The organism is Pirellulales bacterium, assembly GCA_035546535.1.
In the GTDB taxonomy this organism is placed as follows: domain Bacteria; phylum Planctomycetota; class Planctomycetia; order Pirellulales; family JACPPG01; genus JACPPG01.
Genome location: DASZWQ010000144.1, coordinates 1 through 26,207, shown reverse-complemented (window position 1 = coordinate 26,207; position 26,207 = coordinate 1). Strand labels below are relative to the sequence as shown.

The following is a 26,207-nucleotide window of genomic DNA, read 5'->3' as shown; positions in this document are numbered from 1 at the left end:
TCCGCCTTTGGCGAAAAAGCATGGCACAGCTGGTCCCGATTGATCGCGCTCTACGGCGCGGCCAGCGGCTGATTCGTGCGCGGCGCGTAAACCGAGGCGCCTGCCGGGCCACCCGTCGCGGTACCGGACGATCCTCCGACCGCTCGCTGGTTATTACTGGCGTCGTTGCCCCATTCGAGCAACACGTGCCGATTGGCGTCACCGCCCGGCGCTCGTTGGAACGGATCGCGCGATTGGCTGGCACGCTGCACCGCGTCTTCCATTTGCTGCCAAGAGGCCGGGCCAGGGAGCCGCGTGTTAGCCGCCAGCGTCATCTCGGGGGCTGGCCCGTTGTTGCGGGCGCCCAGCGGCCGCGTCACCGGGACGAGATTGCCGGCTAGATTATTGAGCGGGGCCTTCGTCACGCCAGAAGCATGGTTCGCAGCAGGCGCCGGCGCGGCGTCATCGCTGTCGCTGCTCTGACCGCGGACGATCAAGTTCGGCTCGGGCCGCGGGCGCGGCGCGTTCGCGGCCAGTTGCGTATCCGCCGACGGGTTCGGCGCGCTGATGGCCGGGCTGCCTTTGCGCACCCAGTCGAGCCATGAATTCTGCAAAGCGGCCAGGTTCGCGAAGCCGTAATTCTGCTGCACCGCCGCGGGCCATTGCTCGCCTTGCAGTCCGGCGGCGACGAAATTCAAGAATTTCTGCCGGCCTCCCTGCTGGATCAGGAACGACGCCAGCGAATGCCCCTGCGCGTACAGCGGCAGCACGTCGGCCGGGTACTCCTTCATGGCGAACATCGAATGAAACGGAATGCCGCGATTGGTGCGCAAAAACTGGATCAACATCTGCTGCTGCTTGCCGCGCTCGCTGGCATGTTCGACCGTGGTGCAGGCCCCTTCGTCGGCCCACCGCGGCAACGGACGGCGGAAATGACTGGCAAAGATCGTGTGCGTCACTTCGTGCGGCAGCACCGAGTCGAGAATCCGTTCGAGCGAGCCTTGGATCGTCATGGTCCAGCCGAAGACTTCGCCATGATCGAACATGAAGCTCGTTGCGCCGCCCGCTCCCAGATGCTCGGCGACTTGCGCCGTGATCGGGCAGGGTTGGGCCCAGTTGGGGAGCGGCTTGCCAAGCCAGAGAACAGCCAAATCGCGTCGATAGGTCTCGGCTTGTTGGCCGATCTGGGTCGCGATGTCTTGCGTCGGGGCGTTGACCACGAAGTTGGGCGTGCGGTAGCTGGCGCCTAACGACACCAGCGCAGCGACCATAACGGCCGCGCGGACGAGGCGAGCATCCATGCTCTGATCTCCTCAATGGTCTGCGGTTGCAGCTCTTGCCACATCCCTGGGTCTTGGCAAGGCTGTCGGCCGTGACGCAAATCGCGAGCCGAAATCCGCTGCCGTCGCGATGCACTGGTGGGCAAAAGCGCCGAAAGCCTTGCGTGGCTTCGTTGCTACGCGCGAATCAACGTTGCGGGACGTCCGCGCTTCCACCAGGCAACGTTGTAAAGTTTGCAAAATCTACCCAAGATGGCGCGCGCGGCCAATACCGTTTTCGCTTGGCGCCGCGAATTGTGCATTGCTAGCACGTGTGCGGCCTGGGGAGTTGATCGTCTGGCGACCAACTGCGTGAGGGTTTAGGCAGGCGACGATGACGAGGCGCCCGCGACGAGCTTCCGGACGAGCGCATGGTTTGCCGCCGGGAATTCGAAGTTTCCGATCTCCGCGGCCGGCACCCAGAGAAACGGCGCGCGCGGCTCGCGCGATTCTCCCGCGAGTTGGCAGGCGACGAACGTTACTTCGACCGTGCCGTGATCGTACGTCTTCGTGACCGTTTCGTGCTCGCCAATCGCGCGAACCGCGACCCCTGTTTCCTCCAGCGTTTCGCGTTCGGCGGCCTGCGCGGCCGATTCCCCGGGACGCCGTTTGCCGCCGGGAAACTCCCATAAACCGGCCAGCGGCACGCCCGGCGGACGTTGCCCGATCAGGTAACAGCCGCGATCTTCGACCACGGCCACCGCCACGAACACCGGTTTCGCAGCACGAGCATTTGTGTCCATCCGTGTATTCCGAACCGACGGGAGTTTAGCGCCGTGCCCGCGGATGTTTCAGCGGCAGCCAGGCGCCGTTCTGCTGGCTGCTGGCCACGGATTGCTGAATGAAGAACATCCCTTCGACGCCGTCGTTGACGTTGGGATAGATGGTGTCGCGTCGCTCGAAGTCTTTTCCCGTCGCCCGCAGCGCCATGTTGTCGTAGGCGAATCGATAGACGTTGGCAAAGGCTTCGAAGAACGCTTCGGGATGCCCACCTGGAAGGCGGCTGGCCGCATTCCCTGCTTCGTTCATGAAGGGCGCGCCGGGATTGCGCGTGTAGACGTTCAGCGGATGGCCGTTGCGGCGGTAGAGCATCTTGTTCGGTTCTTCCTGATGCCATTCGAGCGAGCCCTTGGTGCCGTCGACTTCGATGAACAAATCGTTCTCACGGCCGTGGCTGATTTGCGATGCCGTGACCGTGCCCAATGCGCCATTTTCGAAGCGTACGACCGCGTGACCGTAATCGTCGAGCTTGCGTCCCGGCGCGAACGTCTGCAGGTTGCAGCTGATGCTCTCGGGCAACAAGCCCGTGATAAATCGAGCCAGATTGTAGGCGTGCGTGCCGATATCGCCGAAGCAGCCGGCCGCGCCGCTCTTCGAGGGATCGGTCCGCCATGAGGCTTGCTTCTGCGATTCGCTTTCGATGCGCGTCCGCAGCCAGCCCTGGATATAATTCGAGCGCACCGCGTTGATCTCGCCCAGCTCGCCCGACAGCACCATTTCGCGCGCCTGGCGCACCAGTGGATAGCCGGTGTAGTTGTGCGAAACGGCGAACACCACGCCCGATCGGTCCACGGTCTCGGCCAGGTCCTCGGCTTGCTTCAGGTCGAACGTCATGGGCTTGTCGCAAATGACGTTGAAGCCCGCCTCGACGGCCGCCTTGGCAATCTCGTAATGCGTATGGTTGGGCGTGGCGACCGACAGGAAATCGATGCGCTCGTCGGCTGGGCGCTTCTTTTCGCCTTCGATCAGCTCGCGGACCGAGCCATAGGCCCGATCCGCGGGAATGTCGTAATCGGGGGCCGAGGCCTTGGCTTTTTCCGGGTTGCTCGACAGGGCACCGGCCACCAGGGCGGCGCGATTGTCCAGCACGGCCGCGGTGCAGTGGACGCGCCCGATGAAGGCCCCCTGCCCTCCTCCGACCAGCGCCATGCGCAGTTTTCGATTCAAGGGACCGTTCGTCGACATGTCAGCATCTCCTGCGATGGGCGTGCGCGAGCGCTACGATGGCCCTGGCGCGCGTGCGGCAGGGCTGGCCGCCACAGTTTACCGTTCGTGACGGCGGATTGTAGTGCCGCGCGGGGGGCAAAACCCACGGTAAAGCCAATCTGGTGTGGTTTTGGCAAGCGCGGTAGCATGCGCTTCAGTGGGGGATGCGGGCCGCGGCAGGGAACGCTGGCGCATCGCTTATTCGGGAGAGGCAATCATGGCGCCGTCGCTGGGCCGTAAATCGGTCGCGTGGCTGGTGGTGGGGCTGGTCGTGGGACTCGTCGCAGGAGGATTCTTCCCTCACGCGCCGATGCACGCTGTGGCCACGGACCACACCGACAACTTCTCGATCGCCACGGGCTGGGTCGATGACGAACTCGAAGCGCTATTCTTGCTCGATTTCATCACGGGCAGTTTGAAGTGCGCCGTGCTGAGCACGACGACCGGCAAATTCACCTGCGCCTTCGAAGCCTCGGTCATGGAAGATCTGGGCCTGAAGGCCAATCAGAACCCGAAGTTCATGATGGTCACCGGTGGCGCGGGCCTGCGCCGCCAGGGAGGCCAGATGCAGCCCGGCAATTCGGTGGTCTATGTCGCCGACACCAGCAGCGGTCGCGTCGTGGCCTACGCGGTTCCCTGGACGCGCGGCCTCGCGACCAGCGTGATGCAGTTCAAGGGACAACTCTTCCGGCTCGACGTCCTGCAGTTCCGCACGCAGGCAATCCGCGGCCAGTAATGCGGCACGACAGCTCGCGCCGCTTGACCGCCCGCGCGCAGCGGCTCTAAAATGCCGCTGTGACCAAGCATCCTGCTGCCCCGGCATCCTCGAATTCGACGAGCCGCGCACCCTCGTCTGGCGCCGTAACGATCGTCTGTAACGGCGAGCCGCGCTCTCTCGGGCCGGCCACGACCTTGGCCGCGCTGGTCGACGAGCTTGGCCTGCCGCCGCGACAAATCGCCGTCGAAGTCAACTTGCAACTGATCCCCCGCGGGCAGCATGCCCAACACGTGCTCGCCGACGGTGATCGCGTGGAGATTGTCTCGCTCGTGGGAGGAGGATAAACGAATGGGCCCCACCGCCACGCGCAGTAGCACGCCTGCTTTGCCTGACGAGCAAGATCCGTCGGGCGACGGTTTTCTCCTGGGCAGTCATCGCCTGGCCAGCCGGCTGATCGTCGGCACCGGCAAGTACGCAAGCTATGAGTTGATGGCCCAGGCCCTGGAGCTTTCGGGCACCGATTGCATCACGGTCGCCGTGCGCCGCGAGCGCCTGGTCGATGCCGCCGGCCGCAACATCCTCGATTACATCGATACCAGCCGCTACGTGCTGTTGCCGAACACGGCCGGCTGCTTTTCGGCCGATGATGCCGTTCGCGTGGCCCGGCTGGGGCGCGAGATTCTGCTGGGGATCGAAAACCCGGGCGCCGATTGGGTCAAGCTCGAAGTGCTGGGCGACGCGAAGACGCTGTTGCCCGACCCGATCGCCACGGTGGCTGCCACCGAAAAGCTGGTGGCCGAGGGCTTTCAGGTGCTGTGCTACACGACTGACGACCCGATCACGGCGCGGCGGCTGAAAGAGGCCGGCGCCACGAGCGTGATGCCGGCCGGCAGCCCGATCGGCTCGGGACAGGGCATCCTCAACCCGAACAACATCCGCATCTGTCTGGAATACCTCAAGGAGGGCGACCCGGACTATCCCGTAATCGTCGATGCCGGCGTGGGCACGGCCAGTGACGTGACGATCGCCATGGAACTGGGCGTGGACGGCGTGCTCTTGAACACCGGCATCGCGCATGCGGCTGACCCATTGGCCATGGCCCGAGCGATGCGCGCGGCGACCGAAGCGGGTCGGCTGGCGTATCTCGCTGGGCGCATTCCCAAGAAGCTGTACGCCACGGCAAGTAGTCCGGAAGTAGGCACGATCGCGCCGGCCCGGCCTCGCTAGGGCGCGATTCGCACGGAGCACGGAAGCACCCCGCGGCGCATTCGGATGAACCTCACACCTGCCGAGATTCTGGGACCCGAGGGACGGATCGCGGCCCGCTTGCCGCGCTATGAAGATCGGCCGCAGCAGTTGCGCATGGCCGAGGCCGTCTGGCAGGCGCTTGGCAATCGACAGCACCTGGTGGTCGAAGCCGGGACGGGCGTCGGCAAGAGCTTTGCCTATCTCGTGCCCGCGATTCTGGCGACTGCCGCCGGCGACGAGCCGATCGCCCGGCGGATCGTTATCTCGACGTACACGATCAGCCTGCAAGAACAGTTGATCACGAAGGACCTGCCGCTACTGAACGCCGTGATCCCGCTCGAATTCTCGGCGGTGCTCGTTAAGGGCCGGCACAATTATCTGAGCCGCCGCCGGTTGCGCGGCGCGGCTGGCCGCGCCGGCTCGATCTTTCGCGAAGAGGCCGAATTCGACGCGCTGCGCAAGCTCATTAAATGGTCCGAAGTGACGACCGATGGCTCGCTCGCCGATCTTGATTATCGGCCGCTTCCCCAGGTCTGGGACGAGGCGCAAAGCGATCACGGCAATTGCATGGGGCGCGATTGCCCGACGTACGGCGAGTGCTTTTACTACCAGGCACGGCGGCGCGTGCAGGGCGCCCAGATTTTGATCGTGAATCACGCCCTGTTCTTCAGCGACCTGGCGCTGCGTCGCCAGGGAGCCAGCATTCTGCCTGATTACGACGCCGTGGTTTTCGACGAAGCCCATAACATAGAGACCGTGGCCAGCGACCACCTGGGCATGGAGCTGCGCTCGGGCAATATCGAGTACGCGCTCAACAAGTTGTACAACGACCGCACGAATCGGGGCCTGCTGGTCGAGCGCAAACTGGCCGACGCCCAGCGGCAGGTGCTGGAATGCCGCTTTGCGGCCGACGAATTCTTCGACACGGTGCGCACGTGGCGCGATTTCAACGGCGGCTCGGGAGGCCGCGTGGAGCGGCCCGGCATCGTGCAGAACCCGCTCAGCCCCGCCCTCATGAAACTATCCCGCATGGTGCGCAGCCAGGGGGATTTCGCGGTCGAGCGCGAGGAGCGGCAGGATTTTCTAGCCGCGGCCGACCGGTTGACGGCGCTGGCCGGTCAAGCCGACGATTGGATCGAGCAACGCCTGGACCGCAACGTGTACTGGGTCGAGGTCACCGGGGGCCGCCACCCGCGCGTGTCGCTGGCCGCGGCGCCGATCGACGTCGGTCCCGACTTGCGGGAGCAATTGTTCGATAAGGTCGGTAGCGTGATCATGACCAGCGCCACGCTGGCGATCGGAAACGAATCATCGTTCGACTACTTCAAGTCGCGCGTCGGGCTGACGCGCGTCCCGACGCTGTCGGTGGGCAGCCCTTTCGACTACCAGCGCCAGGCCGAGTTGGTGTTGGTCGACGGCATGCCCGACCCGAACGCGCAGCGCGACGCCTTTGAACGGGCGAGCCTGGCAATGATCGAGCGCTATGTCGAGCGCAGTGACGGTCACGCCTTCGTGCTCTTCACCAGTTACGACATGCTGCGCCGGGCCGCGGCCGAGCTCACACCCTGGCTGGCCGCTCGCAACCTGGCGCTCTACTCGCAAGCCGATGGCGGCTCGCGCACGGCACTGGTCGAGCGCTTCAAGGCCGACCCGCGCGGCGTGCTCTTGGGCACCGACAGTTTCTGGCAAGGGGTCGACGTGCCGGGAGAAGCCCTGCGGACGGTGATCATCCCGAAACTGCCGTTCACGGTGCCCGATCGCCCGCTGCTTTCAGCCCGGACCGAAGCGATCAAAGCGGCCGGCGGCGACCCGTTCCGCAGTTATCAGCTTCCCGAGGCCGCGCTGCGGCTGAAGCAGGGTTTCGGCCGTTTGATACGCACGCAGTCCGACACGGGGACGGTCGTCATCCTCGACTCGCGGGTGATTCATAAACCGTACGGCCAGGTTTTCTTGGGCTCTCTGCCTAACTGCCGCCGGGTCATCGAGCGTGCTCCCGCCCACGCTTGATCGCGGGCCGTTTTCGTCAGTTTTCTGGCCCTGATTTTCGGGCAGTTTTCAGGCCCTTTCGACGCCCTCTCCCATGTCGCAACACGCGGCAAAGCGTGCTTAAAGCCCAGGCAAGAGAGCGCTGGTTATGCCGCCGGACGGCGCTCGCCGGAAATAAAAAGATTGTCGTAAGTCGCTACCCATGAATGGCATCGGAATGGTCATGGTGTACCCCTTTGCACCTCCTGGCACAGCGTTTGTTTTAAGCGTCCGGGCGAACAGGAAGGACCATGGTCAAGTGGTCGCTCGATGGAGCAAGGAAGCCGCCTGTTCGACTCCCCTGACGCCGATGGAACGCCGATGCGACGAAGCTGCTGCGGACTGCTCGTTCTGGCCTCTCTGTTCTGTGCCCCGCGGGCTTACGGCGCTTCGCCAACCGAAGGGTGCGCGGCCTGCGATGCCGGATGCGCGGCGACCGCCGTCCAGCCAACCGTGCGCCGCTCGGGCTCGTGGATCATCGAAGATACCGAGAATTTCTCGATCTGCCGGCCGGCGAATTATCAGTCGCGTCCTGATCTGGCCGCGGCTGTCGAAAAGGTCCGAGCCGAGCTGTGCAAGTCGTGGCTTTGCGAAGAGGATCGCAAGGCGTGGAACCCTCGCTGCCAGATCGTGATTCACGGCCGGCTGGAAGGGTACATCAAGGAAGTTGGGCCCGGCGCGCGGCAAACGACCGGTTCATCGCTGATCGATTTTGACAAAGACCAGGTGGTGCTGCGGCGGATCGACATTCGCGGCGATCGTGCCGACTGGTTTACCGAAGCCCTGCCGCATGAGATGACCCACGTGGTGCTGGCCGACCGCTTTACCCACGTGCAGATTCCCCACTGGGCTGACGAAGGTATGGCCATCCAGGCCGATCCGGTCGCCAAGCAGCGTTTGCACGGTCGCGACTTGCGGGCCGCCGTGGCCGCGGGCGGCGAGTTCCGCCTGGCCGAGCTTTTGACGCTCGACAGCTATCCGCATCCCTCGCGGATGGGCGCCTTCTATGGCCAGAGCGCGTCGCTCGTGGACTTTCTGATGCGCGTCGGTTCCAAAGAGCAACTCGTCACGTTCGTGCTGACGGCAACCGATCAGGGCTACGACGTGGCGCTGCGCGAGGTTTATGACATTGCCGGCGTGGGGGCACTCGAGCAGCAGTGGCGGCGTCATCTGCGCGGCCTGCCCGTGGAGCGGGAGATCTCGACGAGCGAGGCGCCGAGCCAGGCCGTCGCTTCCATGGAATGAGCCAGGCTAAGTTGGCTCGACAGTGCCGAACCGAGATAAAAAAAGGCCAGGCGAATGTCGCCTGGCCCTTTCGTTTTCCAGGAGTTTCGCTGCGTTTCGTCGTTTAGTAAGGAGCCGGTCCGTAGCGGAACTTCACCTTCGAGTCGGCCCGCTGCCAGGTCGGTGACGACGCCCGCACCGAGATGTCCCCGCCGCGCGAGGGCTCGTACGAGTAGGCACGATAGTTACGGCGCTGCTGCGCCGTCGTGCGAGCCGTGGTCCGCGGCTGCTGGTTCTGGACCGATGAGCTCGTCGTGTTCTGAGCGCCAGCCGGGACAGAAAGGGCGCCCAGCGTAAGCAACGCTGCCCCGGACAGGATCGACAGACGCTTCACGAATTTCATGGAACACCTCCGCCGTGTTGAGAAATTGGACCCGCCGTACGCGGGCTGGGGGCAATAGGTCTCTACGCCGCCTGCCGTAGAGGGGATCGTAAAAATAGCGAGACTTTGACTTTCAGGGAACGTCGAGCCCGCGTCCTTGGAAGCAGGGGACGGCCTATCAAGTCCTAATTCGGCCGTTTTGTAACGAAGGCTGAGCGAGGCGCGCAGCCAAAACTCTCAATCGACCCGCCGGCAAGGCTCCTAAGGAGTATCCGGCGTGTGGTAGGCGTCGGACACAAAGTCTCTCCTCATTTGAGGATGTCTTCGATATGAGGGTTCGCGGTTGGACGTTGACCATCGGCCGTGGGTGGCGCAAAATGACCTTTTCCGGGGTGCTGGCGGGCGGCGTGCAGTCGCTCCCCCCATTCGGAGGAACAGGTAGACGTGAAAATGCTCGCCAAGCGGGTCATCCCCTGCCTTGATGTCGACCGCGGTCGCGTGGTGAAAGGGACCCGGTTTCTCGACCTGCGCGACGCCGGCGACCCGGTGGAAGTTGCCGCCCGTTACGAGGCCGAAGGAGCCGACGAACTGGTCTTTTTGGACATTACAGCCAGTCACGAAGGGCGCGACATCATGCTCGACGTGGTGCGCCGCACGGCGGAAGTGGTGTTCATGCCACTGTGCGTGGGGGGCGGTATTCGCACGCTCGAGGACATTCGCCAACTGCTCAACGCGGGCTGCGACAAGGTGTCGATCAACTCGGCCGCCCCGCGCGACCCGGAATTCGTCCGCCAGGCGGCACGCCGATTCGGCAGCCAGTGCATCGTGGTAAACATCGACCCCAAGCGTGTCCAGAGGGACGGACGCGAGCTATTCGAAGTACACATCAACGGGGGTCGGGTCAGCACGGGTCTGGAAGCCGTCCCCTGGGCGCAGCAGGTCGAAGAGTTGGGGGCGGGCGAGATTGTCCTGACGTCGATGGACGCCGACGGCACGCAAAACGGCTACGATCTGCCGATCACGGCCGCCGTAAGCGAGGCGGTGAGGATTCCGGTCGTCGCCAGCGGCGGGGCCGGCCATCCCGATCATCTGGCTGACGCCATCCAGTTCGGCAAGGCCGACGCGGCTTTGGCCGCCAGCATCTTTCACTTCCGCCAGTATAGTATTGGTGAGACAAAGCGCATGATGCACGCGCGCGGCGTCCCGGTGCGGCTCTCCGCGTAATCGGGTCCGGAAATCGGGCGAACAGAGGAAGTCGAGGCACGCATGGCAACCGCAGCACCCCCCAATGCAGACAGGTTTCTCGGCCGCCGCGAGGAATACGAGATCGACAAGTTGTTCCGCGCGCTCGTCAAGCTGAGCGGAAGCGACCTGCACCTGAAGGTCGATCGCGCCCCCATCGTGCGCGTCAACGGCACGCTGCGTCCGATGAATCGCGGTCCGATCAACGACGAGGAGATGGTCCGCCTGTGCATGCCCCTGTTGAACGAGCGCAACCGCCGCATTTTCGATGAAACCGGCGGCGCGGACTTCGCCCACACCGTCGAGGTCGACGGCAAACTATGGCGCTTTCGCGTCAACATGTTGCAGCAGCTTGGGCACATGGGCATGGTGGCTCGGCGCGTCAACAACTTCGTGCCCGACTTCGAAGGCTTGTACCTTCCGCCGGTCATGGAAGAGTTGTGCAAGTTCCATCAAGGCATGGTGCTGCTGGCCGGCGTGACGGGCTCGGGAAAAAGCACGACCATCGCCTCGATGCTCAACTGGATCAATCGCAACTACCGCAAGCACATTCTCACGCTCGAAGACCCGGTCGAGTTCGTCTTCACCGAAGACAAGTGCCTGATCAACCAGCGCGAGATTGGACTGGACGTCAAGGATTTCAGTATCGCCATGAAGCACGCCGTCCGCGAAGACCCGGACGTGATGCTGGTGGGCGAAATGCGTGACGAGGAGACGTTCCTCACGGCCATTCACGCCGCCGAGACCGGGCACCTGGTGTTCGGTACGATCCACGCATCGAGCGCTCCCTCGACGATCGGCCGTATCCTCGACCTCTTCCCCCAGAACATGCACGCCGCTCTCCGCAGCGCCATCGCCATGAATATGAAGGGGATCGTCGCGCAGAAACTGCTGCCCTCGATCAAGCCCGGCGTCGGCCGCGTGCCGACGGTCGAGATCATGACCTTCAACCCGACGATTCGTAAATTGCTGCTGGAAGGACATGACGAAAAGCTCGCCGACGCGATCGTGATGTGCGAGAAGGAAGGGATGCAGGACTTCACCATGAGTCTCAAGGGGCTCGTCGATAGAGAACTCATCGATCGAGCCACGGCCTTCGAAGTGGCACCGAACGTCGACGCGCTGCGGATGGCGCTCAAAGGAATTAGCGTCCGCGCGCCTGGAATTCTCTGATGCACCGCTTGTTCATTCTGGTTCTGGCGGTGCTCTGGTCCTTGGCCGATGCGCAACGCGCGTCGGCCCAGGATTTCGGTACGTTTCCGAGCTATCCCGGGCTGGATGCCAATAACATCACGACCTTTCCGGTCGGGCCGGGCTTTTACCTCAGCTGGATCAAGATCCTGGTCTGCTGGGTGATCTTTTTGCTCTGGGTTCGTTCCACGGATTGGATGAGCCGCGACGCGACCACGCTGCGGCTCGATTACAAGCGCTGGAACCTGGTGGCTTTCTTCACGTTCGTCGCGGCGCTCATTCTCTTGTGGACGCTGCCGTGGTTTTGGCTGGATATGCCGCTCATGCTGGTGGCCTGGGCGGCGCCATTTTTCGCCTACGTCGCGCATCGGAATTCCAAGGTCACGATTGACGAGACGGTTTTCACGCCCGGCCATATTCGCTTTTGGCTGTCCGAGAATCTGAAGGTCGTGGGCATCAAGATCGCCGCCGAAAGCACCCGGCGCGGCAAAGGGCCTCCGGTCGATCTGAAGCCGCAGGGCAAGGACGAACGCACGAACACGGCCAACCTGCTCTTGGCCCGGCAGACGATCGGCTATCCGTTGACGCAGGCGCTGGTCGCGGAGGTCATCGGCAAGCGCGTGGACGGCGTGTTGATGGACTTCACGCAAGCCTCGGTCGCCATGCGCTACCAGATCGACGGCGTGTGGCACGATGCCGAGGCCCGCGATCGCGAGTCCGGCGACGCCATGCTGGCCGTGATGAAAACGATCGCCGGGCTCGACGCCAAGCAGCGCGTCAAACGCCAGGAGGGGACGTTCGGCGCCGAGTTCGAGAAAGTCAAATACACCTGCAAGGTGCTCAGCCAAGGGACCAAAACGGGCGAGCGGGCTCTGCTGCAATTACAGGGACGCAAGCAAAAGCTCGAACGGCTGGTCGACCTCGACATGCGTCCCAAGCTGATCGAGGACCTCAAGGCAGTTCTTTCGCAGCCGCAGGGAATGATCGTCGTGTCGACGCCGCCGGCCGGCGGGTTGTCGACTTTGTTTCCCGCCACGATCCGCGAGATGGACCGCTTTGTCCGTGGCTTCGTCGGCATCGAATCCGCGGCGACCAAGGAACTCGACGTCGAAAACGTCGTCGTCACGTTGTTCGACCCCGCGGCCGGGCAGAATCCGGCGGCCGTCCTGCCGAAAATCATTCGCGAGCATCCCGACGTGTACGTCGTGCCCGACATGGTCGACGCCGAAAGCGCCACCATGCTATGCGAACAGGTCCAAAACGAGAATCGCATGGTGGTAACCAGCGTGCGCGCCAAGGAAGTGGCCGATTCGCTGCTGCAGGTGCTGCGACTGAAGGTTCCGCCGGCCCAGTTCGGGCCTGCCGTCGTCGCGGCGGTCAACCAGCGATTGATTCGCAAGCTGTGCCCGAAGTGTAAAGAGGCCTTTGCGCCGACCGCTCAGTTGCTCGAGCAATTGGGCATCCCTGCCGGACGCATCGAGGCCTTGTATCGTACGCCCCAGCAGCCGGAAGAAGTGTGCACCGAGTGCCAAGGTATCGGCTACATCGGGCGTACCGGGATCTTCGAAGTGTTGATCGTCGACGACAACGTCCGGCAGGCGTTAACGACAAACCCGCAATTGGCGGCGGTGCGCCAGGCGGCGCGGCGCGCCGGCATGCGCACGCTGCAAGAAGAGGGGATCGTGCTGGTGGCCAAGGGAATCACGTCGCTGCAAGAGTTGATGCGCGTGCTCAAGGAATAGCCTTATGGAACTGATCCTGCCTGGCGTCTTCGCCCTGATCGTCATCATCACCATTGCCAGCTTGGGCAATGAGGGGATGTGGAGCAATGCCATCGTGCTGTTCAACGTGGTCACGGCGGCGCTGTTGGCGACCAATTTTTGGGAGCCGCTGGTGCGCAAATGTCTGTCGTCACAACCCAACGGCGTGTACGTCTTCGACTTTCCCGTGATCTGGCTGCTGTTCGCGGGCTTTTACCTGTCTTTGCGCATCGTGACCGATTCGATTTCGCGCGTGCGCGTCAGGTTTCCCGCCATGGTCGACAAGATCGGCAGTTTCTTCTTCGCGGGTTGGGTCGGTTGGGTCCTGGTCTGCTTCATCGCCATGACCCTGCACATGGCTCCGCTGTCGAAGAACTTCCTGTTCGGCGGCTTCAAGCCCGAGGAGCGGATGTTCTTCGGCCTGGCACCCGATCGGCAATGGTTGGGTTTCATGCAAAAGATGTCGCTTGGAACGTTTTCACGCAGCGCCCCGGCCGATAATCCGGACGCGCACGTGTTCGATCCCGAAGGCCAGTTCATGGTGAAGTACGCCGCGCGGCGGACGATCATGCAAAAGGGCGTGCAAGTCTGGGTTTCCAAGCGTAAATAGCGATCTGCACGCGATGCCAAGTTGCGGTACGTGCGTTGCTTGACAGCGCCCGCCGCGCCCGGCTACCGTCGATTTTCGGTACTTCCTCGAAATTGCGAGCCAATGCGACGGTTGGAGTGTTGTCAGCATGCCAGGTTTAGAGCAACAGCACGCGGCCGATCGTCACTACCAAGAGTCGGAGCTGCACGAGTACCGAGCGGTCAGTGCCAGCGCGGTCTTCGGTTTTGTCGCGTCACTCATTTCTGCGACGGCCCTTATTCATCCTGTACTTTGGACGCTGCCTTGCGTGGCAGCGATCATCAACCTGGTGTCGCTGGCGCGGATTCACTCGCAGGCGCCGCGGCTGGTCGGCCGCACCTTGGCGCTTGTGGGCCTGTCGTTGTCATTGGTCGTGGCTGCGGCCGCCCCGACCAACTACCTTGCTTCGAACCTGCGCACCCGTTACGAGGCACGGCATGTCATGCAGGCCTGGCTGGACGACGTGCGTCAGCACAGGCTCGAAGCGGCCGTGGAACTGATGCTCCCCCCGGCAACACGTCTGCCTCCCGGCGACGACCCTGTCCAGTACTACCGCGACGAGCCACGGGCGCTCAAGGCGCTGCGTGAGCTGGCCGAGCGGCCGCTCGTGCAAGCGATCGAAAAGATCGGCATGAATTCCCAGGTCCGCTATCTGGAAACGCAGGGCCACAATTACAACCCCTTCAAGGAGCGCATCGTTTCCGTGTGGGCCGTGACCTACAAGGAACACGATGAACTCAAAACGGTCCTGGTTCGCGCCTCGCTGGAACGCGACGCCCGCGGACCCCGCGGGACGGACTTCTGGTGGATTACCAAAGTCGATCTCGTAACGAGTCCGCCGGACTGGCTGAAATGATTCAGGGCGCTCGGATCTGAGCTACCTCGTGCGCTCCGGGCCTGTTGGCCGATTTTCCAATTCGCTAGAATCTCTCCAGCGCAAGGCCAAGAAGCATCGCGAACCGCGGCCTGTAGGATCCGTGTCTAAGAGGCGCCGGGGCGGTGGGTAGGCCGGGCTGTGAGTCGCCTCCTGCGCGTCCGCCATGCGGGCCTTCGCCCTAAGTGTCCCATTCATCGGAGGAAGTCGAATGCAGCGCGTCTATAACTTTTCCCCAGGGCCGGCCGTGCTGCCGCTGCCGGTTCTCGAAGAGGTTCAGCGTGACATGCTCGCGCTGCCGGGCCAGGGCGTCTCGGTGCTCGAGATCGGTCATCGCACGAAGTGGTTCGAAGGCGTCCTCGACACCACGATCCAGAATCTCCGCCGGCTGCTGGCGCTGCCCGAGAACTACCAGGTTGTCTTCCTCCAAGGGGGTTCGCGTCTGCAGTTTTCGATGATCCCCATGAACCTGCTCGCAGCGGGGCGTGCCGCCGATTACATCGTAACCGGCACCTGGGGACAGACGGCCGAAAAAGAAGCACGCCGCGAGGGCGAGGTGCGCGTCGCGTACAGCTCGAAGGAAACAAACTTCGATCGATTGCCGGCCGCCGGCGAACTGAAGCTCAATCCGCAGGCGTCGTACGTCCACATCACATCGAACGAGACGATCCAAGGCGTGCAATTCCTCGACGAGCCCGACGTCGGCAAGGTGCCGCTGGTGTGCGACGCGTCGAGCGATTTTCTCTGCCGCCCATTGCCGATGGACAAGTACGGGCTCTTGTACGCGTGCGCCCAGAAGAACGCGGGACCGGCAGGCGTCACGGTGGCCATCCTTCGCGACGACGTGCTGGCCGCCTGCACGGAAAACGTGCCGACGATGCTCAGCTTCCGCCAACTGGCCGAGAATAACTCGCTGCTCAACACGCCCCCGGTGTTCGCCGTTTACGTCGTCATGCTCGTCACCCGCTGGCTGCTGGACGACATTGGCGGGCTGGCCAAGATGCGCGCGCTGAACGAACAGAAGGCCAGGCTTCTGTACGACGTCATCGACGAGAGCCGCGGCTTCTACCAAGGACACGCCCAGCCGGCTTGCCGCTCGCTGATGAACGTCACGTACCGACTTCCGAATGACGAAGTCGAAACCGCCTTCCTGGCCGAAGCCAAAGAGCGCGGCCTGTGGTACCTGAAGGGGCACCGCTCCGTGGGCGGTATTCGCGCCAGTATCTACAACGCCATGCCGTTAGCCGGCGTCGAGCTGCTCGCCCAGTTCATGAGCGAGTTCCGCAAGAAGCACTAGCGGTCCGTCGTGCATTCGTTGCGGGATCTGGGTGCCATGGCCACGCTCGCCGTGGCCATGCTGTACTCGAGAGGTTTGTAGCCACATGCTCACGCGAGCGTGAGCATGGCACCCCCTAATCTTCACTCTGACAGAACACTTGTCTAGGGTGGCTGCGCACAAGTACGGGCTGCGATCATTTCGCGGAAGCCGGCTTGGCGCACGTATCAGGCGGTTGGCTGGCCAATATTACCAGCGCCTCGCGCACCCGCGCAATCTGTTCCGCGTCGACTTTCAGAAACCGGTGTTTACCGGCGGCCGACGGGGCGAATCGAGAGATGTTCTTCTCGTCGACCGTGATCGTGCCCGGCTCGGAAAGCGTGAAGTAACCCCGGTCGGGCCGCACCGCGTACAGCACGCTCGTCAGGTCCCACGTCTCGCGATCGTACGGCATTTTCATGTAGAGGGCATACGCCTCCGAGAGCGGGTGGTGCGGCACATAGGCAAAGTCACGCTCGATGCTCACGGCTGGGTACTTGATCGCCAGGCCGATCTCAAATCCGCTCGCCACGATCTCCGTGGGCCACTCAGCGTATACCTTTCGCGCCGCCGGCACGTCGACGTGTACGTTGTACTCCGGCACCGGCATCGCGCCGAAGTTGCCGGCCATGATCGATAACAGCCGACACTTCTTGGCCACCAGCTCCTTGCCCGATAGGGGAGAAACCTGATCGCCGGGCGAGTCGAGCAGCCGCGCAATGTTGGTCGAGAACCCGACTACGATCATCACCACCGAGCCATCGAGCTCCTTCGCGAGCGTCTGCCGCAGCAACGCCACGGCCTCGGGCGCGTCGCGGCCGCTTTGCAGCTTGTGTGGAAAACGCACCTGGTCGCCGTCCCTTGCTTCGACCGGTCCACGCAAGTAATTGCCATCCTCGGGCGTCTTGCCGTCACGCACGACGCCGATCGGGATATCGCCGCGTCCGTAGAACGTGTTCACCAGGTCAATGAAGGGGGCACAGAGCGGATTATCCTTGCTGATCGTCACCGCCGCCAACCGGCACTCGCCGCGACTGGCCAAGGCGTGGATCACGCCCAGCGCCAGCGCGTCGTCGATATCGTTGCCGATATCCGTGTCGAAAATCACCGGAATCGGCCGGGCGCGCTCGGCGGCGCGTGCAGCAGCAATCATCGAGAGCGCCGAACACGCCGCGACAAAAAGCAGCGAGATCCTTCCAAAGGTGCGCATCATGTTTTTTCTTTCGAGAGCAAGCCGTTAACGACCAAAGCCACCAAGAGCACCAATCCCATCAAGAGCGGTCGGGCCAGGTCATTGATCCAAGTCACCTGGTTCAGCCCGACCTTGAGCACGCTGAATGTAAGAACGCCGATCACGGTGCGGCCCATCCCGCCCGAGCCGCCGAACAGGCTGGTTCCGCCCAGCACCACGCAGGCCACGGCGCTCAACAGCAAGTCGGCATTTTGATCGAGACTGACGCTGTTCAGCCGCCCCGCATTGACCAGTCCGCCCACGCCCGCCGTAACGGCCGAGATCGCCAGGCAGGCAATCACGATGCGCCCCGTGCGCACGCCGGCCAGGCGCGCCGCCTCGCGATTACCGCCGGTCATATACACGTAACGTCCGAAGCGCGTGTGTTGCAGCACGACGTGCCCGATCAGAAAAACCACGGCAGCCAGCATAGCACTGTAGGGCAGCTCCAGGCGATCGGTGATCTCGATGCCACGATTGCCGATCGTTTTCAAAACAGCCGGCACCGCCAGCTTTTCGCTCTTGGTCAGCCAGCGCGACATGCCGTCGGCAATGTTCATCATGGCCAGCGAAATGATGAAGCTGGGGAGCCGCGACCACACCGTGAGCGCTCCCGACACGAGCCCCAATAACAGGCTCGTCAACAAGGGCGCCGCGATCACGAAAGCCACGATCAATGCCGACGTTTCACCCGCCCCCGATTTGCCGGCGGCGAAGGGGCGCTCGAAGAGCCAACCGCACAGACACGCGGTCCACAGGGCCACCATGCCCACGGCCAGATCGATCTCGGCGCACAACAGCACGTACGTGAGACCGACCGACACGATGGCCAATACCGACCCTTGCTTGAGAATTTGCACCACCGTCGACGGCTTCAAGAACGTGCCGGCCGGTGTCGCCAGCGCGAAAAACAGCACCAGCACCGCCAGGCTGACCAGCGGCGCAATATCCTGCGCCTCGAATCGCCCTGGCAGGCGTCGCCAAAACGGTTTGGATTCATCAGCAGGGCGCGACATGTGCGAAGTTCGCTTCCAAGGACGATTTGCAGGGAATTAGATCATGATCTTGCAGCAGCTACTCATGCATGGCGCAGCAGCGACGGTTTATCGACGCTTTCGCCGGCGAACTCCTTGCTGATCCGCCCGCGGCTCATCACCGCGATCCGGTCGGCGTGCGCAAGCACGATCTCCGGCTCGGTCGAAGCCAGCACGATCGCGGCGCCGGCTTGTTTTTGCTGTGCCACGAGACGCATGACCTCCTCTTTGGCGCCCACGTCCATACCGCGCGTCGGCTCATCGAGCACGAGTACACGAATCGGGCCCAAGAGCCACTTGGCCATCACGACTTTCTGTTGATTGCCCCCCGACAAGTTACGCGCCCGCAACAACGGCGCCACGGGCCGGCAGCCGACTTGCCGCAGCACGGGCTCGGCGATCGCGATCTCGCGACCGCGAGTCAGCCAGTTTCCGGCCCGGCGTTTCAAATGGGCCAGGGTCACGTTCTTATAGATCTCGGCATCCTGCACCAGCGTCTGTCCACGGTCCGAGGCGACCAGCACCACCCCCTGCCCGACGGCCTGTTGCGTGTTGCCGGGCGAAAGCCTTGCTCCGCCGACCAAAATGCGCCCGCTATCGACGCACCGCGCGGCGGCCAGGCAATGCGCCAGCTCTTGATGCCCCGAGCCTACGAAGCCATAGATTCCCAGGCACTCGCCGGGCGCGACGGCGAGATCGATGTCGTGAAAGGCGCCGGCCAGTGACAGCTTCTCAGCGACCAGTCGCGGCGGCGCGGCCGCGCGTCGTGGCAGCACGACGCCCTCCTCGTAGCCCACTTCGCGGGCGTCGAGCCGGTGTCCCAACATGCTTTGAATGACAAAATGCTTGTCGAGCTCGCCCGCGGGGCGCGTCTCGACCACGCGCCCGCCGCGCAAAATCGTCACCCGATCGCAGATTTCCAGCACGTCCTCGATGAAATGACTGATGAACACCAGGGCCACGCCGCGCTCGCGCAGCCGTGCGAGCAACGCGAACAGCCGCCGCGTCTCGGGCGGGCTCAAGGCGCTCGTCGGCTCGTCGAGGATCAGTACACGAGCGCCGCTGTGCAAGCCACGCGCGATCTCGACCATTTGCCGCACGACCAGAGGGCACCTGGCCAGTCGGCGATCGACATCGATGTCGATTTCCAACTCGGCCAGTTGTTCCGCCGCCTGCCGGCGCATCTTGGCCCAATCGATGCGGCCCAACGTCGTCGTCGGCTGTCGCCCCAGGAACAGGTTCTCGGCGACCGACAATTGTCCAATGCCCGATAGTTCCTGGTAGACCATCGCGATGCCATGTCGCAGCGCCGCCTGGGGGCTGGAAAGATCCACCACGCGGCCGTCGAGGGTCACGCTTCCCTCGTGATCCGGTAGCGCGCCGGCGAGGATCTTCATCAACGTGCTTTTGCCGGCGCCGTTGCTGCCGACCAGGCCATGAATCTCGCCGCTTGCAAGCGAGAAATCGACGCCGTCCAAGGCGGCTTCCCCGCCGAAATGCTTGCGAATGCCACGACATTCCAAGAGCGGTGCGGCGGCGGGTGAACTGGTCGAGCTATTCACGATCGTCGTCGCACTGCGAAGGACCAGGAGAGAAAGATACGCATTCCCCGTCGCGCTCACGTCATACCAGGCAGTGCCGCGGATCGGCCAGGTACAGCATCGCGTCCAGATTGTTCGTCTCGAGCGACACGAGTGGCCCCGGCGTGATGATCTCCAGCGGGACATTCTCGACCGATTCCTTGTTGCGAGCGATAAACTGCCCGAGGGCGAGCGCCGTCATGTGAATCAAGCAGACCGGGTTGACGGTCGTGGCGGCCAGTTTGCCGTCGCGGATCGCGGCCAGCCCCTCTTTTTGGCCGTCGACGGCGGTGACGACCATTTTCGAATGCCGCGTCCCTTCCAGGGCCGGCAGGCAAGCCAGCGCCATGTCGTCGCTATGAAAAAAAGCCCCGGCGATCGGTTCCTGGCTCTGGTCCAGCAGCGTTTCGAACGTGTCCCGGGCCGTCTGCTTTTCCCAGTCGCACCAGCGCACGCCACCGCCGACCACTTCGACATCCGGGTAATCGGCCAGCGCCTTTTCAAAGCCGTCGCGGCGCCCGATGGCGCCCGAGTGCGCGCTCAATCCGCCGATGTGGATCACCTTGCCGCGTCCGCCAATCTTCTTCAGCAAGTAGCGCGTGCTGCTTTCGCCCATGAATTCCTGGTTAGGCGTGACTTCGCACCATACGCCGACCTCGCGCATGCGGTCACGATCCACGAGCATCGTATCCATCGAGATCACCGGCACGCCGCGCTTTTTCAGTTGGCGAACCGGCTCTTCCAGCGAATCGATTTGCACGGCCTGAAAGCAGCAAAAATCCCAATCGCCGTCGACCATCAAGTCGAGCTTGTTGCGCTGCTTTTGCGGATCGAATTCGCCATCGAACCACACGATTTCCACGCCCAGCAGATCGCCCCACAACTCGGCCGTGTCTTTGCCGAGCTTACACCAGGTGCTTTGCAGGCCGGCGTTCCCCATGGCGGCCTTCAGCTTTTTCCGCCCCCCCTGCTCTGCCGCCGGTCCGGATGACGCACAGCCGGCCAATAGCGGCGCGAGGCCCACACCCGCCGCGGCCGTAGCTTGCAAGAAACCGCGGCGCGAACTTGCATTGGCTTTACTGAAAGTCACGACAGAACTCCTTGCGATGCGCTGGCGACGGCAAACGCTTGAGCTCGCGGGCGCGCGAGAACAGCGCGCGGCGCGACGAAGCGTTCCGAGGAGCGATTTTTGAGCGAAGGCGTACGTTCTTCCCGCGGCGAACAACGTCGAGACCCGTTACTCTAAACCGAGCGCCGCAGGCCCACAAGCCGCCGTTTGCGCCGCAAATGAAGCCCCGCGTCGCCGGCGTGAAGCGATCCCAAATCTGCCGACGCGCCGCTTGCGGTCCAGTGCCCTCTCGCCTAGCCTGAACGCATGCCGCGTGGGGCCGCGCTGCGCCGCTTCGGGGTCCCCTCCTGGCAGTTCTGCACCCAAGATTTCCTCCCTGATCGCTAGACGGTAACTATGCCCCGACGATTGATCTTCCTTGTGCTGCTTACCCTGCCGGTTTTGGCAGCGACTCGCACTTCGGTCGCCGATGACACCCTGGCCCCCAAGGCCGAGAAACTCTTCGAAGTGCCCCACTATTGCGAGGGCGTCGTCTTCGACCATGCCGACCAAGGCTACATTAGCGAAGGGGACACGATCGTCCAGTTTTCGCCCGACGGCACGCACCGCAACTGGGCCGTGACCGGCGCGCCCAACGGCCACAAGGTATTGGCCGACGGCACTCACCTGGTTTGCGATGCCAGCCGCCACGCGGTCTTGCACCTGGCGGCCGACGGCAAGCTGCTCGATCCGGCATCGACCGAATGCGACGGCGCCGCGCTGCGCGGGCCGAACGACCTCACGCTCGATACGCCGCACGGCGGCTTTTACTTCACCGATCCCGGCGAATCGAGTGCCGAGAAGCCCATCGGCACGGTCCACTATGTCGACGCCCAGGGCAAGACTCACCTCTGCGATAGCGGCTTAGCCTTCCCGAACGGCATCGCGCTCACGGCCGATGGCAAGCTGCTGTACGTCGGCGAAAGCCAGAAAAACCGCGTACACGTTTACCAGGTCGACGGCGCTGGCCGGCTCTCGAATCGCCGTGTGCTCGCCGACTTGCCGAAAAAGGACGAGGCCAAGGGGCAGATCGATAACCAGCCCGACGGCATGTGCCTCGATGCGGCGGGGAACCTGTACGTGGCCCACTACGGAATGCGTGAGGTGCAAGTGCTCAACCCCGAAGGGAAGCTGATCGCTCGCTATCCCGGCGGCAACCTGACCACGAGCAACGTGGCCTTTGGCGGTCCCAAAATGGACCAGCTATTCGTCACCGGCGGTCTAGGGCCCGAAGCAGGCGGCGGCGGATTGTTCCGCCTCGATCTGGGCGTGCCGGGGCTTGTGATCCTGCCGGCGAAGAAGTGAAACGTAGCGCCGCGCGGCTCACGCTGCCCGCTGCCGATACGCCTCGCAAAGTTGCGCGCCGATCTCGAGCGCCAACAGGTCCGCCCGATTCATCACGTGCCGGGCACTGCGATTTCCCAGCCCCTTGAGCAGGCTTTCCAGGGCGTTGAGGTGCAGCTCGAGCGTCTGGGCGGGCGAAATATTGGCCGCTGCCAACAGTTGGGCAAGAGCACGCATCTCGACCGATAGGTTGCCCGATCCCATCAGAACGTACGTCCGGAGCAACTCGCGATAATGCGCTTCCAGTTGCGGCGGCAGCGGGGCACGCGGCGCCGGAAAATCGTCGACGGTCGAGGACTCGTCGAAGGCTCCGCTTCGTGCGGCCGCTTGCGTATCCAACTCTCGGATCAGGCCGCGCTGCTCGGTCAGCAGTTGCGCGGCGTCACCATGCTCGAGTTCCAGGCGGTGCTGATCGGCTTGCGTCAAGCGCCGGTTCTCGCGCAGCAGGAAATGCCGCTCGATGGCCCGAGCCACGACCCAGATCAACGTGCGGGTGGTGGTATCCTGGATGCGCAGGTACGCATCCGCATTGGCTTCCAAACACAGGGCGGTCATCTCGCTCTCGTCGTCTTCGCCCAGTACGACCAGCGGCTCCTCACAGCCGGCCGTACGCAGTGCCTCGGCCAGGGCCAGTGCATCGAGCTCGCCCGGTTGATGGCCGACCAGCACGGCGTCGAACACTTCATCGCGCAAGCGGGCCAGGCCGGCGGCAAAGCCGTTGGCCTCTTCCAGCACAACGTCCGAGGCGCTGTCGGCGGCCAACGCGTCGGCCAGCCAGCCGCCGGTGCGCGCGTACGTCGTCACGTACAGGACGCGCATCCGCGCGGGAAGCGCTCCGGGTCGCGGCACGAATTTGTTTTTCGCCGAGCCTTTGAGAGCAGATGCCACGCAAGGTATCCTGGTGACGGATTTCGGACAGGAAATAGCCAGCTGCCGCCAGACGGACAACCATTCCCGTAGCTAGCGGCAGGGAACTGTAGTCGTCCCGGGAAAATGCGTCAATCGCAGCCGCAGCCGGGCCGACCGACCCATCCGCGCGATTGCGGCCGGGTGGGCGAAACAACGAGCATGCTCGCCCGAAGACCGTTTTAGAATTGAGATTACGAGCGGCGTTCAAGGCCGCGAATCTAGAAAGATTTTTGTCGTGAAAATTGCTTATCTCGATTTGATGAGTGGCATCAGTGGAGACATGACGCTGGGGGCACTCGTCGATGCCGGCGTCGACCTGGCAGCCTTGAACGAGGCGGTCCGATCGCTGGGCATTGCCGGCTGCCAACTCGTCGCTACCGAAGTCAAAAAGAACGGCTTCCGCGCCACCCAGGTCACGGTCGAGCACCAGCCCGAGCATGCCCACCGCCATCTGCATCACATTACCGACATGATCGACGCCAGCGGCCTCAGCGAGCGGCAGAAAGATGTCGCCAAGCGCATCTTTACGCGGCTGGGCGAGGCCGAAGCGAAGGTCCACGGCACCACAATCCGCAAAGTTCATTTTCACGAAGTGGGCGCCGTCGATTCGATCGCCGATATCGTCGGCGCCGCCGTTGCCTGGGACCTGCTCGCGGTCGATCGCATTCACGCTTCGCCGGTGCCGACCGGGCAGGGAAGCATCGAGATCGCGCATGGCCGCGTGAGCATCCCCGCACCGGCCACCGCGGAACTGCTGCAAGGAATTCCGCTGGCGACGTCCCACGTGGCCGCTGAGCTCACCACGCCCACCGGCGCGGCCATACTGGCCACGCTGGTCGATACGTTCGGGCCGCTGCCGACCATGACGGTCGAGCGCGTCGGCTACGGCGCAGGCCAGCGCGATCTGGCGGACCAGGCAAACTTGCTGCGCGTCTTCGTCGGCGAGGCGGCCGATCCGCTCAGCAGCGACCAGGTCTGGGTTCTGGAAACCAATCTCGACGATACGACGGGCGAAGTCATCGGCTACTGCACGACCAGGCTGTGGGAAGCCGGCGCACTGGACGTGTACACGACGTCGATCCAGATGAAAAAGAACCGGCCCGGCGTCATGCTCTCGGTCCTTTGCCCCCCCGAGAAGATCGAAAAGATCGAGCGGATTCTATTTCGCGAGACGAACACGCTGGGCGTGCGGCGCTGGCCCGTCAGCCGGCACAAGCTCGAACGGCGGCAACACACGGTCGAGACCGAATGGGGGCCGATCGAAGGCAAGCTCGGCTGGATTGCCGGGCAGCCCCCGAGCTTCTCGCCCGAGTTCGAAGCATGCCAGCGCGTGGCCAACGAAAAGGGAGTGCCGCTGAAGGCCGTCTTCGAGGCCGCACAGAAAGCGTTCGAGGCGGCGGCCCGTGCTTAGTCGCGGTCGACGGTAATCTTTCAGCCAAGAAAACCGCCAGAGGCACGCTTCCATGCAACCGATTTCCAACGCCCTGGCCACGGACCTTTACCAGTTGACCATGCTGCAATGCTACCATCGCGCCGGCTTGCGCGATGTGGCTGTGTTCGACCTCTTCGTGCGCCGGTTGCCGCACAGTCGAAATTTCCTCATTGCCGCAGGTTTGGAGCAAGCGCTCGAACTGCTGGAGTCTTTGCGATTCAGCCGAGAGGAGTTGGATTGGCTCGCCAAGTGCGGACATTTGCAGTCCGAATTCGTCGAGCGTCTGGCCGATTGGCGCTTCACCGGCGACGTCGACGCCCTGCCCGAGGGAACGATTTTTTTCGCAGACGAGCCGGTGTTGCGTGTCACGGCGCCGATCGAACAGGCACAATTCGTCGAGTCGCGGCTCTTGAACCTCGTACACTTTCAGACGTTGATCGCCTCGAAAGCCGTGCGCTCCGTGCTGGCCGCGCAAGGAAAGCCGCTCGTTGATTTTGGTTTTCGCCGCTCGCACGGCGCCGAGGCGGGCATTCTGGCCGCGCGCGCCGCGTATATCGCAGGCTTTGCCGGCACGGCCACCGTCGCCGCCGGGCGCGATTTCGAGATTCCGCTTTTCGGCACGATGGCTCATTCGCTGGTGCAGGCCATTGGTGACGATGCCAGTGCGCTTGTGACCTTTGCCCGCTCCTTGCCGCGGCAGGTCACGTATCTCCTCGACACCTACGACACCGAAGAGGCCGCTCGCGTGTGTGTGCGCCTCGCGCCGGTGCTCGCCCGGGAAGGGATCGAGCTGCGCAGCGTGCGCATCGACAGCGGAGACCTGGCCGCCCATGCCCGCGACGTGCGCCGGATCCTCGACGAAGGAGGGCTGAATCGCGTGACGATCTTTGCCAGTGGCGGCCTCGACGAGTTCAAGCTGGCCGAGCTGATCGCCACGGCCGCGCCGATCGACGCTTTTGGCGTCGGCACCGCCAGCGACGTATCGGCCGACGCCCCGTATCTCGACTTCGTCTACAAGCTGGCCGAATACGCAGGCCGCCCCACGCGCAAACACTCGGAAGGAAAGGCGACCTGGCCCGGCCGCAAGCAGATTTATCGCTCGCTCGACAACGCGGGCAAGCTCGACCACGACGTGGTCACGACCGAAGCCGCGTCCGCCGCGGGGGAGCCTTTGCTAGTTCCCGTGATGCGCGGCGGTAAGCGTCTCGCGCCACCCGAAAGCCTGGCAATGATTCGTGAGCGCGTTGCGACTCAATTGAAGATGCTACCGGCCCGACTGCGAGAACTGGATGAGGCAGAGCCTTACCGGGTCGAGATTTCGCCCGCACTCCACGCCCTCGCCGCCGAGGCGGACCGGCAGCTTGCGGCGCTGCGGCAGGCGAAATAAAGCCTAGCCTTCCTACTTTAAGCTGTAAGCGTTCGAACACCCGATCGTACCACCGGTCTGTCCGCAAACTCCCTCTCCCTCCGGGAGAGGGCCGGGGTGAGGGGATCGGCCATCGGCTTCGACGTTGAATAGCCCTCACCCTAACCCTCCCCCAATAGTGTTCGGTTCAAGATTTGCTACGGGGGTTTCGCTGTGGCGTGATGTTTGGCGATAGCTTGCTCAAGTTCGTCGAGTGTGGCCCAGCCGCTGAGGTAGTGGCAGAGCATTTCGTAGAGTCGTTTGTTGGGTTTG

Annotated in this window: 23 protein-coding genes; 14 read left to right on the top strand and 9 right to left on the bottom strand. The window is 63.5% G+C overall.

Going from position 1 to position 26,207, the window contains the following annotated elements; translation table 11 throughout:
- Positions 1 to 50: 50 nt before the first annotated feature.
- The 3 genes from VHD36_17230 to VHD36_17220 form a co-directional block, all read right to left on the bottom strand.
- Positions 51 to 1,280, bottom strand: coding sequence for a hypothetical protein (locus VHD36_17230; GenBank protein HVU89070.1), 1,230 nt, complete (start codon positions 1,278 to 1,280; stop codon positions 51 to 53).
- Between the two features lie 338 nt (positions 1,281 to 1,618).
- The gene (locus VHD36_17225; GenBank protein ID HVU89069.1) at positions 1,619 to 2,041 is read right to left on the bottom strand and encodes a (deoxy)nucleoside triphosphate pyrophosphohydrolase; all 423 of its coding nucleotides are present in this window, start codon (positions 2,039 to 2,041) and stop codon (positions 1,619 to 1,621) included.
- Positions 2,042 to 2,066: 25 nt separating this feature from the next.
- Positions 2,067 to 3,263, bottom strand: coding sequence for a Gfo/Idh/MocA family oxidoreductase (locus VHD36_17220; protein HVU89068.1), 1,197 nt, complete (start codon positions 3,261 to 3,263; stop codon positions 2,067 to 2,069).
- 238 nt (positions 3,264 to 3,501) lie between these two features.
- Between VHD36_17220 and VHD36_17215 the strand changes: the two genes are divergently transcribed.
- The 5 genes from VHD36_17215 (at position 3,502) to VHD36_17195 (ending at position 8,520) form a co-directional block, all read left to right on the top strand.
- Complete coding sequence (locus tag VHD36_17215; protein HVU89067.1) at positions 3,502 to 4,020, top strand: hypothetical protein; 519 nt, start codon at positions 3,502 to 3,504, stop codon at positions 4,018 to 4,020.
- A 59-nt stretch (positions 4,021 to 4,079) separates the two neighbouring features.
- Positions 4,080 to 4,346 carry a sulfur carrier protein ThiS gene (thiS, locus tag VHD36_17210; protein ID HVU89066.1) on the top strand — a complete coding sequence of 89 codons (267 nt, stop codon included), beginning with the start codon at positions 4,080 to 4,082 and terminating at the stop codon, positions 4,344 to 4,346.
- 4 nt (positions 4,347 to 4,350) lie between these two features.
- A complete protein-coding gene (locus VHD36_17205; GenBank protein HVU89065.1) occupies positions 4,351 to 5,229 on the top strand; it encodes a thiazole synthase in 879 nt (292 codons plus the stop codon).
- Positions 5,230 to 5,274: 45 nt separating this feature from the next.
- A complete protein-coding gene (locus VHD36_17200) occupies positions 5,275 to 7,257 on the top strand; it encodes a helicase C-terminal domain-containing protein (GenBank protein ID HVU89064.1) in 1,983 nt (660 codons plus the stop codon).
- Between the two features lie 339 nt (positions 7,258 to 7,596).
- On the top strand, positions 7,597 to 8,520 hold the full coding sequence (locus tag VHD36_17195) for a hypothetical protein (protein HVU89063.1): 924 nt from the start codon (positions 7,597 to 7,599) through the stop codon (positions 8,518 to 8,520).
- Between the two features lie 103 nt (positions 8,521 to 8,623).
- Here the strand turns inward: VHD36_17195 and VHD36_17190 are convergent, their stop codons facing one another.
- Positions 8,624 to 8,902 carry a hypothetical protein gene (locus tag VHD36_17190; protein ID HVU89062.1) on the bottom strand — a complete coding sequence of 93 codons (279 nt, stop codon included), beginning with the start codon at positions 8,900 to 8,902 and terminating at the stop codon, positions 8,624 to 8,626.
- A gap of 429 nt (positions 8,903 to 9,331) precedes the next feature.
- On the opposite strand from VHD36_17190, the gene hisF reads away from it, so the two are divergent.
- The 6 genes from hisF (at position 9,332) to serC (ending at position 15,873) form a co-directional block, all read left to right on the top strand.
- Positions 9,332 to 10,105 carry an imidazole glycerol phosphate synthase subunit HisF gene (gene hisF, locus VHD36_17185; protein HVU89061.1) on the top strand — a complete coding sequence of 258 codons (774 nt, stop codon included), beginning with the start codon at positions 9,332 to 9,334 and terminating at the stop codon, positions 10,103 to 10,105.
- A gap of 42 nt (positions 10,106 to 10,147) precedes the next feature.
- The gene (locus tag VHD36_17180; GenBank protein HVU89060.1) at positions 10,148 to 11,296 is read left to right on the top strand and encodes a PilT/PilU family type 4a pilus ATPase; all 1,149 of its coding nucleotides are present in this window, start codon (positions 10,148 to 10,150) and stop codon (positions 11,294 to 11,296) included.
- On the top strand, positions 11,296 to 13,056 hold the full coding sequence (locus tag VHD36_17175) for an ATPase, T2SS/T4P/T4SS family (GenBank protein ID HVU89059.1): 1,761 nt from the start codon (positions 11,296 to 11,298) through the stop codon (positions 13,054 to 13,056). Before VHD36_17180 ends, VHD36_17175 begins: the two co-directional genes overlap by 1 nt.
- A gap of 4 nt (positions 13,057 to 13,060) precedes the next feature.
- Positions 13,061 to 13,684 (top strand): hypothetical protein, encoded by a 624-nt coding sequence (locus VHD36_17170; GenBank protein ID HVU89058.1) that lies wholly within the window; start codon positions 13,061 to 13,063, stop codon positions 13,682 to 13,684.
- Positions 13,685 to 13,811: 127 nt separating this feature from the next.
- Positions 13,812 to 14,558 carry a hypothetical protein gene (locus tag VHD36_17165; protein HVU89057.1) on the top strand — a complete coding sequence of 249 codons (747 nt, stop codon included), beginning with the start codon at positions 13,812 to 13,814 and terminating at the stop codon, positions 14,556 to 14,558.
- A gap of 229 nt (positions 14,559 to 14,787) precedes the next feature.
- Entirely contained in the window at positions 14,788 to 15,873 is a 1,086-nt protein-coding gene (serC, locus tag VHD36_17160; protein HVU89056.1) for a 3-phosphoserine/phosphohydroxythreonine transaminase, read from the top strand.
- A 175-nt stretch (positions 15,874 to 16,048) separates the two neighbouring features.
- On the opposite strand, the gene VHD36_17155 is transcribed toward serC, so the two are convergent.
- The 4 genes from VHD36_17155 to VHD36_17140 form a co-directional block, all read right to left on the bottom strand.
- Positions 16,049 to 17,104: a nucleoside hydrolase gene (locus tag VHD36_17155; protein ID HVU89055.1), complete on the bottom strand. Its 1,056-nt coding sequence runs from the start codon at positions 17,102 to 17,104 to the stop codon at positions 16,049 to 16,051.
- The gene (locus tag VHD36_17150; GenBank protein HVU89054.1) at positions 17,101 to 18,138 is read right to left on the bottom strand and encodes an ABC transporter permease; all 1,038 of its coding nucleotides are present in this window, start codon (positions 18,136 to 18,138) and stop codon (positions 17,101 to 17,103) included. Before VHD36_17150 ends, VHD36_17155 begins: the two co-directional genes overlap by 4 nt.
- Positions 18,139 to 18,200: 62 nt before the next feature.
- Complete coding sequence (locus tag VHD36_17145; protein HVU89053.1) at positions 18,201 to 19,718, bottom strand: sugar ABC transporter ATP-binding protein; 1,518 nt, start codon at positions 19,716 to 19,718, stop codon at positions 18,201 to 18,203.
- Between the two features lie 61 nt (positions 19,719 to 19,779).
- On the bottom strand, positions 19,780 to 20,826 hold the full coding sequence (locus VHD36_17140) for a sugar ABC transporter substrate-binding protein (protein HVU89052.1): 1,047 nt from the start codon (positions 20,824 to 20,826) through the stop codon (positions 19,780 to 19,782).
- Positions 20,827 to 21,201: 375 nt separating this feature from the next.
- Between VHD36_17140 and VHD36_17135 the strand changes: the two genes are divergently transcribed.
- On the top strand, positions 21,202 to 22,149 hold the full coding sequence (locus tag VHD36_17135; protein HVU89051.1) for an SMP-30/gluconolactonase/LRE family protein: 948 nt from the start codon (positions 21,202 to 21,204) through the stop codon (positions 22,147 to 22,149).
- 18 nt (positions 22,150 to 22,167) lie between these two features.
- On the opposite strand, the gene VHD36_17130 is transcribed toward VHD36_17135, so the two are convergent.
- Positions 22,168 to 23,076 (bottom strand): hypothetical protein, encoded by a 909-nt coding sequence (locus VHD36_17130; protein ID HVU89050.1) that lies wholly within the window; start codon positions 23,074 to 23,076, stop codon positions 22,168 to 22,170.
- A gap of 256 nt (positions 23,077 to 23,332) precedes the next feature.
- Between VHD36_17130 and larC the strand changes: the two genes are divergently transcribed.
- Positions 23,333 to 24,508, top strand: coding sequence for a nickel pincer cofactor biosynthesis protein LarC (gene larC / locus VHD36_17125; protein ID HVU89049.1), 1,176 nt, complete (start codon positions 23,333 to 23,335; stop codon positions 24,506 to 24,508).
- Between the two features lie 52 nt (positions 24,509 to 24,560).
- On the top strand, positions 24,561 to 25,916 hold the full coding sequence (locus VHD36_17120) for a nicotinate phosphoribosyltransferase (GenBank protein HVU89048.1): 1,356 nt from the start codon (positions 24,561 to 24,563) through the stop codon (positions 25,914 to 25,916).
- The last annotated feature ends 291 nt before the right edge of the window (positions 25,917 to 26,207 follow it).